The organism is Bordetella trematum, from assembly GCF_900078335.1.
In the GTDB taxonomy this organism is placed as follows: domain Bacteria; phylum Pseudomonadota; class Gammaproteobacteria; order Burkholderiales; family Burkholderiaceae_B; genus Bordetella; species Bordetella trematum.
On record NZ_FKBR01000008.1, the window covers coordinates 1 to 15,204 of the forward strand.

18 protein-coding genes are annotated in these 15,204 nt (G+C 61.5%); all 18 read right to left on the bottom strand.

The genetic code is table 11. The features are described 5' to 3' along the window. Positions 1 to 110: 110 nt before the first annotated feature. Positions 111 to 296: a hypothetical protein gene (locus tag A7V84_RS02250; RefSeq protein ID WP_063491432.1), complete on the bottom strand. Its 186-nt coding sequence runs from the start codon at positions 294 to 296 to the stop codon at positions 111 to 113. Positions 297 to 306: 10 nt separating this feature from the next. Beyond that, positions 307 to 717 (bottom strand): hypothetical protein, encoded by a 411-nt coding sequence (locus A7V84_RS02255; RefSeq protein WP_063491433.1) that lies wholly within the window; start codon positions 715 to 717, stop codon positions 307 to 309. Between the two features lie 8 nt (positions 718 to 725). Next, positions 726 to 5,228 (bottom strand): TipJ family phage tail tip protein, encoded by a 4,503-nt coding sequence (locus A7V84_RS21400; protein WP_082832910.1) that lies wholly within the window; start codon positions 5,226 to 5,228, stop codon positions 726 to 728. 2 nt (positions 5,229 to 5,230) lie between these two features. Continuing rightward, positions 5,231 to 5,842, bottom strand: a complete 612-nt coding sequence (locus A7V84_RS02265; protein ID WP_063491435.1) for a tail assembly protein — start codon at positions 5,840 to 5,842, stop codon at positions 5,231 to 5,233. Then, the gene (locus A7V84_RS02270) at positions 5,839 to 6,615 is read right to left on the bottom strand and encodes a C40 family peptidase (RefSeq protein ID WP_063492526.1); all 777 of its coding nucleotides are present in this window, start codon (positions 6,613 to 6,615) and stop codon (positions 5,839 to 5,841) included. Before A7V84_RS02270 ends, A7V84_RS02265 begins: the two co-directional genes overlap by 4 nt. Further along, positions 6,615 to 7,391 carry a phage minor tail protein L gene (locus A7V84_RS02275; RefSeq protein WP_231940122.1) on the bottom strand — a complete coding sequence of 259 codons (777 nt, stop codon included), beginning with the start codon at positions 7,389 to 7,391 and terminating at the stop codon, positions 6,615 to 6,617. The genes A7V84_RS02270 and A7V84_RS02275 overlap by 1 nt, the downstream gene beginning before the upstream one ends. 21 nt (positions 7,392 to 7,412) lie before the next feature. Then, positions 7,413 to 7,736 (bottom strand): hypothetical protein, encoded by a 324-nt coding sequence (locus tag A7V84_RS02280; RefSeq protein ID WP_063491436.1) that lies wholly within the window; start codon positions 7,734 to 7,736, stop codon positions 7,413 to 7,415. Next, the gene (locus tag A7V84_RS02285) at positions 7,733 to 8,938 is read right to left on the bottom strand and encodes a hypothetical protein (RefSeq protein ID WP_063491437.1); all 1,206 of its coding nucleotides are present in this window, start codon (positions 8,936 to 8,938) and stop codon (positions 7,733 to 7,735) included. The genes A7V84_RS02280 and A7V84_RS02285 overlap by 4 nt, the downstream gene beginning before the upstream one ends. After that, entirely contained in the window at positions 8,938 to 9,276 is a 339-nt protein-coding gene (locus A7V84_RS02290) for a phage tail protein (RefSeq protein ID WP_063491438.1), read from the bottom strand. The genes A7V84_RS02285 and A7V84_RS02290 overlap by 1 nt, the downstream gene beginning before the upstream one ends. After that, entirely contained in the window at positions 9,276 to 12,254 is a 2,979-nt protein-coding gene (locus A7V84_RS02295; protein WP_063491439.1) for a phage tail tape measure protein, read from the bottom strand. The genes A7V84_RS02290 and A7V84_RS02295 overlap by 1 nt, the downstream gene beginning before the upstream one ends. Positions 12,255 to 12,261: 7 nt before the next feature. Further along, positions 12,262 to 12,519: a phage tail assembly protein T gene (locus tag A7V84_RS02300; protein ID WP_063939966.1), complete on the bottom strand. Its 258-nt coding sequence runs from the start codon at positions 12,517 to 12,519 to the stop codon at positions 12,262 to 12,264. 71 nt (positions 12,520 to 12,590) lie between these two features. Further along, a complete protein-coding gene (locus tag A7V84_RS02305; RefSeq protein ID WP_063491441.1) occupies positions 12,591 to 12,926 on the bottom strand; it encodes a hypothetical protein in 336 nt (111 codons plus the stop codon). Between the two features lie 9 nt (positions 12,927 to 12,935). Next, a complete protein-coding gene (locus A7V84_RS02310; RefSeq protein ID WP_063939967.1) occupies positions 12,936 to 13,433 on the bottom strand; it encodes a phage tail tube protein in 498 nt (165 codons plus the stop codon). A 29-nt stretch (positions 13,434 to 13,462) separates the two neighbouring features. Next, positions 13,463 to 13,834: a DUF3168 domain-containing protein gene (locus tag A7V84_RS02315; protein ID WP_063491443.1), complete on the bottom strand. Its 372-nt coding sequence runs from the start codon at positions 13,832 to 13,834 to the stop codon at positions 13,463 to 13,465. Next, positions 13,834 to 14,340 (bottom strand): HK97-gp10 family putative phage morphogenesis protein, encoded by a 507-nt coding sequence (locus A7V84_RS02320; protein WP_063491444.1) that lies wholly within the window; start codon positions 14,338 to 14,340, stop codon positions 13,834 to 13,836. The genes A7V84_RS02315 and A7V84_RS02320 overlap by 1 nt, the downstream gene beginning before the upstream one ends. Continuing rightward, entirely contained in the window at positions 14,337 to 14,504 is a 168-nt protein-coding gene (locus tag A7V84_RS21000) for a hypothetical protein (protein ID WP_156507927.1), read from the bottom strand. The genes A7V84_RS02320 and A7V84_RS21000 overlap by 4 nt, the downstream gene beginning before the upstream one ends. Further along, on the bottom strand, positions 14,501 to 14,875 hold the full coding sequence (locus tag A7V84_RS02325) for a head-tail adaptor protein (protein ID WP_063492528.1): 375 nt from the start codon (positions 14,873 to 14,875) through the stop codon (positions 14,501 to 14,503). The genes A7V84_RS21000 and A7V84_RS02325 overlap by 4 nt, the downstream gene beginning before the upstream one ends. After that, positions 14,875 to 15,204: a head-tail connector protein gene (locus A7V84_RS02330; protein WP_063491445.1), complete on the bottom strand. Its 330-nt coding sequence runs from the start codon at positions 15,202 to 15,204 to the stop codon at positions 14,875 to 14,877. Before A7V84_RS02330 ends, A7V84_RS02325 begins: the two co-directional genes overlap by 1 nt.

A 15,204-nucleotide genomic window follows, 5' to 3' on the forward strand; every position in this document is an offset into this window, starting at 1 on the left:
CCCCGTGGTACTCGGTTCCATACACTTGCTCCTTTGATGGGTTTGCATTGCTGCCCTCCCTGTAGACGAAAAAAAACCCGCACGTGGCGGGTAGAACTGCGGCAGATCGGTTACTTCGGATGTGCGTCTTTAACGCGCTGGCAGGACTCAACCCAGGCGGAAACTTCGTCAGGCAAAGTCATGCCGGCGCCCTGCAAGTGCTGCGCCAGCTTCATGACGGCGTCCAGTTGATCCCCAATGCTTGGGTACGCCGCTCGGCGCAGCTCGCGATAGTCCCTGCGAAACTTGATCTTCAAAGCGCCCCCCTTACAGCGAAAAAGTGTGCCGCCACGGCAGGTACGGATCGCGTCGGATTTCAACTGCGTACGAGTCGCCCGGCAAAAAATCAAACTCGACAGTGGGCCCCTCGATATCCGGCATGCCCTGCCCTTCAATCGTCAGGCATGCGGGGAACGGGACACTACTGAGTCGCAGACCCTCCACAACGATGGGCATCCTCGCACGCTCAACAAACTGCCCGTCGATGACGAGGTGCCGGTCTGGATCTGCCGCCCCGAACGCAGCGCCCAGTCCTGCGACGACCGCAGTAGAGACTGCGGTCGCCCACGGGCAGGTAACGACGTACATCGCCTGTCCGGTCGTCTTGTCGAACATGGTCCACTGGCCATAGAAATCATCGGGATATGAATCGGCGGACAGGCCTTCGTTTGCTCCCATGTGTCACCTCATCGTTGAATGACCAAAATATTCACTCTGCCGGTGGTGTAGCAAGTCCCGTCACGTGGTCGCTGGCCGTACACCGTCAATGTCAACTGAGATCCACTCGCTACGCTGCCCCCGACATAAAAGCTCTTATCCCCCCAAGATGCATAGGTGGCAGCATCCCCAGTACCGGACAAAATCGTTCCGTAGAGATTTGTTCCAATTTCCAGCTGGTTTGACCACGGGCCACCCGACACAGACAAATCCCAGAAGATCAGGACCCCAGAAGCGCCGTAGGGAATATCAATGGTGACCTGCTGCCAGTTCGTCCCCGAGGTTCGCCCGACTGCGATGTAGACCGACATCACATTCCCCGCAACCACCGCCCCAGACTTGAGCCGTAGGGTGTCGACCTCTGCCAGACCAATGTGCGCAGTCTTGATGTAGGCCGTATCGAAATTCGCCAACTTTGACTTCAGCGAATTCGACTCGATCCGCTCTGCGCTCATCTCTCCAGCGGTTACCTTCTCTGCCCGAAGGCTCTCAATCATCGCGTTGCGGATCCAGGCGTCTCCGATAAGCGCTTGATTGATATAGGTCTTCCCGCCCTGGATGACGAAAGGAACAGACTCGCCCCCGTTGGCCTCATCGAGCACCGCAACACGCTGCGCCGACAGCAGGATCTGGCTGGTCAGCAAGCCGTTGTCGTTTTCGACCCCCACGCCAATGCCAGCCATGAACGGCTTGCCACCGCTTGTCACCTGTGTCTTGATGGTGGTCATCGCCGCCAGCTTGCCGTCAGTGCTTGCCACAGCAGTCTGGGCAAGCTGAGCCGAAGCCTTTGCATCGCCTGCGGTGGCCTGCGCTGTGTCGATCAGCTGGCTCAGAGCGCCATCCGCGTTGGCCCGCGCAGTCGCCTCCTGCTGAATCGCTGCCGCGTTAGTTGCAACCCCCTGCTGGGCCGCTGCGGCTGCAGCGGCCGCGTCGGTAGCCGCCTTGTCAGTCGCGGCCACCCAGGCGCTACCGTTCCAGCGCTTGGGCGTGTTCGCATTGCCTGCGGTGTCAATCCATAGGTTTTGCGGCAGACGGTCGGCCGCGACCGGCGCGCTACTGCGAAAGATGACCTTTCCCTTCCCGCCGGCGAGATCCGAAGCCGCTTGCGCCGCATCCTGTGCCGCCTGGGCCTTGCCGTCGGCAGCAGAGGTGGCCGCCGATACAGTCGTGATGCTCTGCGCTAGCGCACTATCAGCATCCGCCCTGGCCAATTCCTCGCGCTGAATAGCCGCCGCGTTGGCCAGCGCACTTTGCTGGGCAGCTGCCGCAGCGGCGGCGGCATCGGTTGCCACCTTGTCGGTCACCGCCGACCAGGCCGAGCCGTTCCAGCGCTTCGGCGTGTTGGCCCCTCCAGACGTATCAATCCACAGATTCTGCGACTGCCTGTCAGCAGCAGCGGGCGCGCTCGTGCCGTAAAGCACTTTCCCTTTGCCACCCGCCAGATCAGATGCAGCCTGCGCCGCCTGCTGCGCTCCGTTCGCCTTGGTATCCGCAGCAGCAGCCGAGGCAGCCACGGTAGTGACCCGTTGAGACAGCGCCTCATCGGCACTGGCCCGCGCCTCCTCCTCCACCTGAATCGCTGCGGCATTCGCGTCAGCTTTCGCGGCAACGGCCGTAACGCGGCGCGCGAGCGCCTCGTCTTCGCCCTTGCGCGCGTCTTCCTCGGCTGTAATGGCCGCGCCCAGCTGCTGGCCCTGGAGCGTGCGATCTGCGATTTCCTGAGCCAGCCCTGATTTCAGCCCTGGGATCTCGGCAATTTCCCCCTTCAGCTCGGCGCTAAGCATCGTCTGGTCAATCTGACCCTTGATGTAGTCAAGAATCTCTGAGGCATCCGCGCTCGCTTCGCCCAAGATCCCAGCGCCGGCCTCGGGGAACCACGGGCCAGGCAGCCCAAGGCGGTCTACGAACCGCGCCCAAAACCACAGCCGGCGACCAGAAGACAGGCCCATCAGTGTGTGCCCTCGCTGGGGGTACGGGAACACCCCCAGCGGAATCGCATCATCAAAGCTCGGTGTGCTGGAGTAGCGCAGCTCAGTATGTTCCAGCGCCAAAGGCCCTTCGGGGAAGGCCCAACCCAGCTCAATGCCGAAGACAATGCCCTTTGCGGTCAACAGCGGCACCGCCGGCGGCGGCGCAAGGTCACCCTCAAGCACCGTCTCCTGCGACACGGCCCAGATGGACGGCACATTGGCGGCATTGATCGCTCGCACGCGGGCAACATATGCCCCAGCGCGGATATCGGCCAGGTCCAGTTCGCAAGATCCCGTGCGCCCCCCTTCGATCCAGTCCGAGTTATCCCGACGCCACTGGACCTGGTATGCCGTCGCACCGCTGACGGCGGACCAGCTGATCGTCGCGTCATGCCGAGCAATACCCTGGTCAATGACGGAACGGGAAGTCAGCAGCACCTGGCCTGGGGCCGGCTGCACAGACGGCGGAATGACCGTCACGGGCAGGGGGTCCAGCTTCGTGCCGTGGTCAATCGCCGGGAACTTGCTCGGCTCGTACTGAGTCGCTTTGATTTCAGCGACAATGCCGTCCTTCTTGGCAACAGACAGGATCCGCATCAACTGGACCGACAGGTCCTCCGACTCCAGCGTCCAAACTGCTTCGGGTGCCGGCACTTCGGAAAACGGCTGGGTCACCACGATCTTGAGCGTGGAGCCAGGCAAACCAACCATGTCAGCCGTGATCTCTGTGCTATCCGCCGTCCACTCGGTGCTGTCCGCCGTCAGGAAGTGGCCAACCGCATCAGACACGGTACGAGACTCGCTGATCCCGCTGGGCAGGTTCACGACAAGGCGGTCACCCGGCCGCACGCCGATCTGCACGTCGACCGTCACCTCAGTCGCAGTCGCAGCATGAATGCGGCCACCGATCTGCCTGCCTGCCAGATGGGGGTCAGCCAGGCGCACAACCTTGCCCGGCGCGACCAGCGCTTCGTCCATCCCCACCTGCCACTGCGCCACCTGGGTCTCCAGCCGCGAGGTAAGCAACGCCCATTGGCCAGCGCGAATCGCCTGCGACCGCGAAGAGCAACCGAACGCCGTGATATCCAAGGGCCGAATCCCATATCGGGCCTGGCCCTCCTGATCCGTCACAACCTCGACCTTGGCACGGCCCATGTCCGACATGTCGGTCCAGCTCACGCGGGCCAGCGTGTACCGCGTCGAGAGCGGCGACCCGGTGTAGGTCACACGCCCGCCGATGATGTTGCCGGCGGAATAGTTGTAGGCCGGATCCGAAGGCATATCGGCCGCCGCGAGAATCGCTCCGCCGGTTTCATATGCCATGCCACGGAAAATGCCAGCGATATCGCTAATCACCCGCCAGGCATCGGCCTGCGACTGGAGATAGAGGTTGCACGTGAATCGGCGCTCCTGGCCACCCAGGCCATCGGGAACCAGCTCATCGCAGTAGCGCGCAATCTGGTAGAGGCTCCATTTCAGCTGGCTCAGCTTGCCGGCCGGGATGAATGCTCCCATCCCGTAGCGGTCGTTCGAGACAATGTCGTAAAAGACCCAGGCCGGATTGTTGCTGTATGCCTGCTTGAAAGTGCCATCCCAGACCCCCGCATAATTGCCGCGCTCGGGATCGTAGTTCGACGGTACAGAGAGGATGCGGCCACGCAAGTGGTAGGCGCGCGCCGGCACAGACTGGAACTGACTGGCGTCGACCTGCAGGCCTACCAGTGCCGTCATCGGATGCCTCAGCTTGACATCGATGACCTCTGCAATGGAATGCACGAAAGTCGTGTCGCCCACGGTTGCGCTGTTTGCGTTGGGCGTCAGACGGCGCACCCGCAGATTCCAGCGGTTCGTTGCCTTCGGCAGATCAACCCGATGCGTGCGGGAATAGCTCGACGTCGTCTTGCCGTCGGCAGCGGCCTGCAACACCGTGACATAAGCCCCGCCGTCAGTCTGTACGTCGATTGCGTACTCCACGCGGTAGCCGCTGATATCGCCCTTCTTCGTGTCGGCGGAAGTGAGGCCCCGAAACTCAAGCGTGATACGCGCGGCCGACAGCGCCGTGTTTGTCAGTTGCCGGACAAACGGCTGATCAGCTCGCAGCTCCACGCCGACCCCGATCATGCTTTCCGAAGCGGGAAAGCCGGGGATGTAGTCCTGATCCTGCGTGCCGCTGCGGAAGTCCGCCACAACCCCCTCGAAATTCAGCGTGCCGTCCTCGTTCTGAACAGGGGTTTCGTCCAGGTAGATATCCCGCAACAGCTCATCCCAGCCGTGCACAGGACCAACAATCGGCCCCTCAGACACGGCATCCAGAACCTTGGCATAAGAGATACTGTGCAGGCTATCGGGCGCTTCTACGGGCGCACGCGCCTTGCCGCCCCCTTTTCCCCCGCCCCCATGGCCGATGATCCGAACGCCGCCCCGGCGCAGCCCACCAGCAAGCCCTGGCGCCAATGAGAAAGGGGCGCTCGGTGGCGCCCCTCGTTTGATTCGCTTGGACATATCTACGCTTGATCCTCTGCGTAAATGCCGGCCGACAGCACTTGACTGCCGACGAACAATTCCCCGTATAGAACGGGGTAGCAGTTGCCCTGAGCAGTCGTGTTGGCCGCGCCATTGAAGTTGTAGCTCGCGCCGTTTTCGGGGTTATCCCGTGCGGATACAGCGCGCTGCTGCGGGGAAATCAGCTGCACGATCCCCCCAAAAAACATGGCCATCCCGACCCCGGCCACCGCACCCGCAAAGCCGCCTGCGCCAAGGGCGGCAAACGCCCCGCCACCGGGTATCGCCAGACCAGCGCCAACCACCAACGCCGCCCCGAGAACAACTTGGAACAAACCACCATTCTTCGAACCAGACAGAACAGGAGCAATGCGGATATCGCCATCGGCAATATCCTCAAGCTGCGCTTCGCCGACATTGCGCCCAGCAACAAAACAAGCGTATCGGACCCCTCGCCCTTCAGCCCCAAGCAACTCAGCCTCGAAGCCAGGCACAACGGCACAGAGTGCCGCGACCGCCTCGGCAACGCTGCAGACGGCCAGTTTGTAGACTTTCCCGAACTTGGCCCCCAGCTCGCCAGAGAGGCGCACAGTTCGTAGCGTGGTAGCGCTCATACGCCCCTCCCTTCATATCGCACCACCAGCCGGGTAATGTCTCGCCAGTACCCGCCGTACACCACCCGCTCTGAAGGCCGGCCATAGAGGTGATGCAGCATGGCGTTGGGTATCGGATGCAGGCCCGGGGCTTCGCTAAGCGGCGCATCGCCCAGGTACAGCCCGCCGTGGTTCGTCCGGGCACTCATGTGCTGCATCAGAATCATGTCCCCGGTCTGCATGGCTTCGCCTGCCCGCAACGGGCGAAAGCCGGCCTCTTGGAATTGATCGAGATACAGCTCATCTTCGCCGTGCCACCAGCCGTCGGCGCGCTCAAAATCAAGCAACTCGATGCCACGCTCGCGCAGATACCAATCGCGGATAACCGAGTAGCAGTCGAGTACCCCATGCTCAAAGGGGCGACCCAAAAGCGGCGCTTGATACCCTTCTGGCCGAAAACTACGCATTTCGCCTGTGACCACCAGGCCGTCATCGCCCTTGCGCACTTCGACGATCAGCCAAGGCAGCCGATGTGCCTCACAAGACACGCGATCCGCAGCCGATGGCGCTGCGCTCGCCTCTGGATGGGAATGCACCACCAACGCGATGCGACCCAAGTCTTCAGCCGCCGCCCAGTCATCCGGGCACATACTGAAATGGTCATTACCCGGGGCCAGATTGCGGCATGGGAAGTAGCGCTCGGATCTCCCCACCATGACAACCAGCCCGCAAGCCTCGCGCGGGTACTCGGCGATGGCGTGCGCCTGAATGGCGCGTATCGTTCGTTTCAACATCATCGCAACCTGTCAGCACTCGGCGCACCGCCGAAATTCACCACGGCCTCTACCGGCTTCACGCCCTGAGCCGCCGCAAAGCGCAACTGGCAAGAACTCACCAGGCCCGCACAGCGATCCAGCGCTGGATCTCGAACCGGGTCGTTCTGCGCATCGAAGTAAGCGTTGTGCGTGTAGCCGCAGTACGGCCCACGGTAGCCGCCGATCCAGAGCCAGTGGCATATCCCGGCCGTGATCTGACGACCTGGCAGCTTGCGCCCGTCAAAGCTCAAGCTGTTCGACAGCTCAAACTCCACAATCTCCGGGCTTTCCATGGTCTTCTGCTCGATGACCCAGACCTCGGTCGGCAGCTCCTGATTTGCATTTGCCGATGGGTTGCCGCCAGGGAAGTTCGCCGCATCGAGATACTGCTCGAAGGTTTCCCGCACGGTCAGCACCGCGCCCACGAGATCACCCAGCGCCCGGCACATAGACGAGATCACGCCCGGCACCGACTCACCGTTGGCAGCCACGCCGATATTCCCCACCGCAAGCGTCGGCGACGGCTGCCGGCTTTCGCCGGTCCGCTCGAAGTCCCTGGCCTCAATGGCCCAGGGCCGGTATTCGGCACCCTTCCAGAAGATCGAGCGTTGCTGCGGATAACCGTGAAAACGCAACACATCACCACCGATGGCAGTGCAGTCAAGCTCAAATAGCGTCACCCTGTTGCCAGGACTCAGCCGCTGTACGTCGGAATTGATAGGCATAAAAAAACCCGCTTTTTCGCGGGCCTCCATTCCAAAATTCAGCAGATGCGGCTAGGGATTACCAGCCAACTGGGCTTGCGCCTCAGTCAATGCCAACTGCATCGCTTCTAGCTCGGACGATCGAGCGAGGAGCTCGTCATTCAGACGGCTCACCGTCGCCTTCAGAGCATCGTTCTCCTGAATGGCCTTAACCGTCACCTCCCCCAAAATCGCATTCAAAGGGTCCTGCAAAACGACTGGCTGGGCGGCGCCCACATCGGTGCGCGTCTCGCCGGTCAGCGCATTCACGGAGTCAGCGGCATAAACTACGTGCGCTCCAGCAATGCCCGAGGAAGCGCCACGGATGAGAATTTCATACAGGTAAGGCTGCGTCATACTTCCGCTCCGGTAATCTGAGAAATCCAAGCTGTTCCATTCGACACAGCGAGGGCCGCACCGCCTGCTGCATTTGACACATGCACCACCGCCCCGGAATTCGCAGAGGCGGAAGGAACAGTAGCTTTCGTATAAGAGGCCATCCTCAAAGCGGCGAACACGGTATCCTCAAACACGGCTTTCTGCCACACAGACTGAGCCGACGCAGTGATGTAGCGTGTCGATTTCTCCACGCCCTCCCGCGCTCCGACTGTCTGAATCAAGTCTTGTATGAAGACACCGTTTCCGCCACGGGTAACCGTGACGCTGCCGGCCACCGCCTTCAACCACGAAGGGCCACCGACAAGAGAGGCGCCAACCACCCCGCTACTGATTTTGTGAACCCCTTCAGTGAGCAGCTGATTCAAATTCGCACCTTCCGCCAAGAAGCCACGATCGACCGCCCTAGCCACCTCGTCGGGGCGTACATAAGATGCCGCTGGACCCGCATCCACTCCCCAGACAATTGGCTCAGTAATGGTATCCACGAACTCATGGGAAAACGACATCATCGCCAGGTCTGTCGATCCTGGGTAAGCGAACTGCGCGTCAATGATTGATATGGCGGGATAGGAAATACCCTGCAGGTCAATTACGATGCAGTTCTGATTCACCCCTCGACGACACATGCCAATCGGCGGCCGGCTGTTCCCAAAATGACTGAGAGTCACATTGAGGATGCTCCCCGATGACTGGATGTATCCCGCCAGCTGGGCATAAACCAGTGATGCGGTTGCATTCACATACCCAGCAATCTCCACTCTGAACATTGTGTGCCCGGCGCTGTTCCACTTGAAGATCAGATAGCGCGGCGGTTGTGCAGTCCCTGCCTCGCTGACCGCCGTCCCGACCGACACCACCTGACGTTTATTGGACGACACCGGCCCACCTGTGCTGGTTAAGCCGACAGGCATCTGCGCTACTTGAACAGGACGACCCACTGCCCTGTCTGGCGTCAAACCAGCCACACCCGACGCCTGGTCTTTCGAGGCCGAGGGGATAGCCGCATCTGCCTTGGCCTTCGCGGCATCAGCCGTGTTCTGAGCAGCAGTAGCGCGCGTGTCCAGCTCCGCGAAATTGGCATTCACCTTAGTGAAGGAAACGCGCGCATCGTCCCCCCTCCGGTCATTGGGCTGACTAGTATTGATTTTTTGGATTGCCATTACGGTCGGAACTCCTGCTCGAACGTGGCCGAGATAATGTAAATATCGCCGCCCAGCGGATTCAACGAGTAGCCCTTGGCCACATACAGCCCCTCGGTACCAAGCGGTGGCGTCCAAAGAAAAGGGATCCGCCCCCAGTGCCGGTCCAAGAAGTCCTTGATCGGAGCCACCTTTCCGCTGTAGCCGGCGAACTGCAACGGCCAAGACTCGGACCGAGGATTGATCCCATCGCCTGCGCGCTGGACATAGCCCTGGCCGAACCGTGCCTCTAAGCTGCGAAAAGAAACATCGCCCGTGGGGTTAAGCCGGGGCGACCAGCCAAACCGTTCATAGTCCATCAGTAAGCCCCCGCCATTCGGTTATTGCGACTATCCCAGGCAACGCCGCCTTGGCGATACATCCGAACAAACTCTTGCTGGATAAAAGCACGAATGGCATCCGCCAGCCCATGGCCGAAGTTCTCTGGCCCACCATTCGTTTGCACGTCAGCAGCACCATCGCCCTGAATAACTACCGATACATGCACGTCCCCCATGGAAAACTGCGCCCCAGGCGCCACGCCGCCCATCACGAGCTGCGGTGGAGCGCTAGATCCATTGGGTAAGGTTGCCCCCGCATTGAGCGCGTCCAACGTGGATCTGCCAAGCTTTGCTGTGGCGGCGGCATTCAACACATACTCTTGCCCGTGAACAACCCCTGAAACCTGATCCTTGGGCACATCGCCTGTGTAGCCACCAGCACTGAAGAACATCAGGCCATCACCAGCAGCCGATACATCCGCAGCCGTCGCCGCCCCAACGCCACCACTCGCGGAAGCACCGCCAGTAAAGACTCCTGACAACGCCCCGGCGATAGGCCCGATGATCGCCTGCCTGATAGCGATCCGAGCAAGGTCCCCCAGTATTGATTCGGTCAAGCTCTTAAAATTCAACTTCCCCTTGGTGACGAACTGGACCAGCGCATCTTCCATGCCCTGGAATGCGCCCCGCATCGCGTCGGCCATTGCCCCGGCCATATTCGCAGCACTGTCGACATACTCCTGCAGGCCCTGTCGCGCCCCCAAGGTCCAAGACCCTTCAGCCTCAAGCTTGCGCTCAGCGCTCTCCAGGAGAATGCCAACCTTCTCTTGCTCCGCAACTCGAAGAGCGTCAATCCTGGCGCGGTAGTTGGCGTCATCGAGCCTGGTGCTCTCTACCTGCTGGGCCTCCTCCAGGCGCACCCGATCCTCGGCATACTTCTGCCGAATCGCAGCCTCCTGCTCCATCAGCTCTCGCTGACGGTCAGAAAGCCCCACCCCGGCAACATCCACATTGCGGGCTGCGCGATAGGCGTCAATGTCCCGCTGAATTGCGGAGAAGTATCGAGCCGACTCAGATGCCTGGGTGATCGCCGCATCTGCGGCCTTCCACGCCTGAATCTGATCGAACAGGGCCAAGGCGTGCGCGCGAGCAGCCTCAGAGCCGCCAGCCATCTGGATCTTGTAACGCTCGGCTTGGTCAGCGGTCATGCCGAGGGTGGCACGCTGCTCCTCAAGACGCTTGACCAGGCCCTGCACCTCGCTTGTCTGTTGGCCGCCACCGCGGGGCAGCAGGCTGGCACGCAACCGGTTCTGCGCGTCACTGTCGTACAACGGCCCCAGCCTCTCACGCCATTCTTTCTCGGCGGCGGCAAACCGCTCCGCGGGAGTGGCATATTGCTTCATGAACTGGTCATACGCAGTCCGGAATTTATCCAGGCCGTCGACAACAGGGCCGACCCCGCCCGCCGCCCTGGCCTGCGCATCGGTCAGCGCATCGATTTCTTGGCGCAAGCCAGCCACGTTGCCTGAAGCCTCGACAACCTTCTGGGCCAACTCAACCAGACGCCCCCGGCTCGACTCGCTCGCCCGCCCAGACGCGATATAAGACTCAACCACCCCCGACATGGCGACAGCCATATGCTCGGCGGACAGGCTGGTGTCAGAAGCCACGGCTTTGATTTCGGCAGTGAAATCGGCTCGGTACTTTGCCGCCGCCCTCGTTCCTTCTGCCAGAGACGGCTCAAACGCATTGCCCAGATCGAAAATCGCAGTCCGACTCGCCTTGAGCGCCGCATCCAGCTCACTGGTCTTGATGTTGACGACCTGCTGACGCTGAAGGGTGTTCAGCTTTTGAAACGAGGCAACCAGTTCGTCAATGCCGCCCTTGGTATCTGCCACCTCTCGAGCGCCGGCCGAAGCAGCCGCACGGGCATCACGGCCGTACTGCGACCAGGCATAACCAGCTGCACCGATAGCCAGAACGATGGCCCCAATAGGTCCGCCGACAAACGCCAACGCGCCACTGGCCGCCCGGCCGGCAAGCGCAAGCGCCGTCAGCCCCGCCGTTGCCGGACCGCTCGCGCCAGTTACCCCGGCAAGAGTCACAGCGGTCCGCGCGGCCGCCAGCTGGAGCGAGATAAACCCCAGGGCACTCTTAACAGCACCCGCCGCCAACCTGGCACCAACGGCGACCGACAGCGCGCCAATACCGACGACAAGCGCCTGAATGCCCGCCTTCGCCGCATCTGACCCGAGCGCGTCATTCAGAAACTCGACTGCATTGCGCAGTCCACCAAGCCCAGAATCGTCCGTCAACAACGATGAGATCGTATTGCGCAAGCCAGTCAGGGCCCCTCCCAACGTGTCTCGCGCAGCAACCGCTGCGCCGCCGTAGCTCTCTTCCAAGGATTGCAAGACGACGCCCTGCGCCTCAGCAATTCGTCCGGTCTGCTCCAGCTGCTCAACCAGGGCTTTTTGCTCAGCCGTAAAACGAAAGCCCTGCCGAGAAAGAGACGCCAGCCCCTCAGAGGGAACGTCGAGCGACCGGCCGACAGTCTCCGCCGCTGCCTTGATCGTCATCCCGGTGCGAGCAGCCATATCCGCTGCCGCCTGCATCGCGCGCGGAAACTCGTTGGCCGCGATGCCGGTAAAGGCGAGCAAAGCGGTCTGGGCTTGATTGACATCGCCGGCGGAGAAAGTGGACAGCTTCTCCATCTCGGCAGCCATCTTGTTCAGATCGCCAGCGGTCATCACTGCTGCGCGTCCGGTAGACGTCAGAACGGCCGCCAATTGCGCCTGCTCATTCTGAGCGTTCACCGTATTCTGAACAAGGGCACCGAAACCCGCAGCCACCCCAAGGCCGGCCAATGAACTCTTAACCGCCCTTGCCGCATCGGCCCAGCCGCTCTCTACCTCCTTACTCGCTTTGCGCGAAGAACGGGCGGCCCGCTGCATATCGGTTTCGAAGCTGCCGGTACGCGCCAGCAAATCGATGATGATCGATCCGGCAGTTGCCATAACTCACCTACTTCTGTTTGATCGGCAGCCCAAGCGCCGCGAAAGTGCGCAGGTCTGCCTCGGAGAACTGACCGCCGGCCAGGCCGCCCTCAACCGGGTCTGGCATAGGCGCTGAATCGCCGACCAGCCATTCCAGCCGGGCCGGGTAATCGCCTCCGGCCATCACCTGGGCCAACATCGCCGCCGGCCTGTGGTACCTGTGCAGGTCATCGAATGGGGATTCCTGATAGAAGCGCTGCCAAGACCTGAACTCAGCAAGAGTCATGGTCTCCTGCAACTCCCCTACTGTCTTCCCCAATGCCAAGGCAAGGATGTGCCAGAAGCGTCCCCCGGACGTCAGACGTTTCCCGGCTTCATCGCCTCGAAGTTGTTGATCTCCGCGATGATGTCCCCCAGGCGGCGGGCCACCACCGGCGCGATGCGGTCGGCCTGCTCGGCCGTCATGGCCGGCGCCCCAGACGGGGTAACAAGGCTGCCAGCGATCAGGCGGCTGTTGGCCTTCTCACGCTCGCCAAGATCCGCCGAGGACACCTCACTCAGCCATTTGGCAAACTGGACGTGGCTGATGGCCTTGAAATAGAGTTTGTGTTTCTTGCCATCGCCCAGCACCACTTGGCGGACGATCACCGCATCGCTGGCAAACAGCGCCTCCGGAAGGCTATTCGGCTCCATGCTTCCTCCTTATTCCGCCGGTTTGAATGCCCAGGTCACTTTCCCCGAGCGTTGAATCGAGAGCGTCCCAGTAACCCGATCGTTCGTCGCGGTATCGATCGTGACTTCGGCGATGTAGGCATAGAACTGCGCCGCAGTACGGCCCGTCGGCAGCGTGAGGCCACCGCTTACGTCCAAAGTCGGAACGGCAGTGCCATCCGAGAAGCCGACCACCCAGGTCAACAGAAGGCCAGACTCTTTCAGGTCCGTCAGCACGCCCTGATGCGACTCAGCCGTGGGGATGAAGTTGAAAGGGACCGACACCTGTCCCGGAGCGCCCAGCCCAGGAATGAACTCTTGATCCTCGATGGAATCCAGGCAGGTGACGTCAATCTGAGACTTTGCCCCCGCGCCAAGGCCGGTGATACCCGTGGGGCAAGCCATCTTCAAGATGACCGGATCGGGTGTGGCCAGGGTATTGAGCAAGAACAAATGCGTGCCCTGCGTTTTGATAACGCCTGCAGTCATATCGACCTCGAAAAAAAAGCCCTTTCGGGCTATCGGTTGTGAATGAAATCGACCTGAAGGCCGATATGGAACAGTCCTGTGTCCGGCTCTCGGCGGTTCGCAATCACTCGGCAGCTTTGGCCAGCCAGCTCCAGCGCATCCCGAGCTGCCCGAGCCAAGCGCAAGCAGGCGGTATCTTGGTAATCATCCGGGCCTGCCCAACAGTCGATCTGAATCACATCCATATCTGCGCCTGGTGGGCCGCTCAAATGGGAATAAGGGTCCGAGACCACAACAAACCATGTGATGTAAGGCTTCAGAACGCCCTGGGGCGCATTCCCAAAGTGATAAATACGGGCGGGGCTGCCCACGATGGCCAAAACTTCCGGCGTGGACAGGGTCCGAAGAATAGGAGCGAACATCACCGCCCCCCGCTGGGTTCTGCCAGCTTCTTAACAGCCCGATCGACGCCCGCCTTAAGAGCAGTCTCGAACACAGAAAGCGCCTTTGGTGCGGCCGTCACGAAAGCAGGCCGCAACCATGGGGTTGCTGGCTGATGGCTGGATCCGTACTCCAACAAGCTAGCGGTCTTGTGCGTCGTGACCCGCTTGCCCGCTCCCTCTCGCTTGCCCAGCTTCTTCCCGTCATAGGCCGCCCGTTTGACCCTCACGAGATAGCGCTCACCCTTGCCCTCAAGCGGGGCCTTGCCACGCGAAGCGATCACGCTCTTCTCCAGCAGCCCAGTCGTTTCTTCACTATCGCCAACAACAGCTCGAAGATTCGACCGCGCCTCGTCCCGGATCACCCGAGCCGCGCGCGCGAGAGCGAGCTTCACCGGACCACCCCGCTTACTGGCAACTTCTGCCGGCAGCTTTTGCAACGTGTCCATCACGCCGTCCAGGCCCGATGCCTTGACCTCGACTTTCATAGCGGCTCTCCTTCCGGCCTGGCCTCGCCAGCCAGCTCGCCGTCCAGCGTCATCGCGGGCGGGGCGTCCTGCTCATCATCGGCGGCCAACACCTCCAGCAGCAGATCCAGCTTCCCCTCGATACGAGCCAGACTGGCTTCAATACGGTCCAGCTGCCCCATCATTGCCCCTCGCTCGGCCCGTCCACGCATCGCAGGCGCCACTCCCGGCGCGCTGTGGCGTCAGTCTCGGCGGACTGGATATTGAATACTTGGCCGTCCCAGCGCAGGCGCCAGTACGCAAGCACGGTCGGGCTAACCGGAAACCACCGCAGGTTTACCCGTGCACTGGCCTCGGCCTGAGTCGCGCTTCCGCCCTGAAACTCACGACCAGGGCCGGTAAGAACCTCAGCGGGAACGTTTTCGAGTCGCAGGCCATCGGCCAGCACCACGGTCTCCCACCCGCCGCTTCCAGGCACCGTGTAACCGTCTTCGTCGCGCACAGGCTCGCGCTTCGCCTCGAAAGTCACGCGGTGACGTAATCTGTGAGCCAACATCACGCCCCCCATCCAATGCGGTGCGGCGCTAGCTTCACTTCGGCGGCGGCACGCAGCTTAGCGATATCGTCAGGGCTGGCTTGATACGAGGCCTGGAGCAGCAGCATCACACCCAGCACCATACTGTCTGGCGGCGCAGTAAGCGGATCAGCGTCTACGAGCACGCCATCCACCATGATTACGGCGGGGATTGGCTCCAACAGGCCCCGGTTCATGTACTGCACCGCCTCGTCCTCAGCGCTGTCCAGCAGCATCTGCAATTTCGCGTCATCGGCGTTGTGAATGACATCCAGGAACCGCTTCGCGGTTTCTAGGCTGATCACGGACAT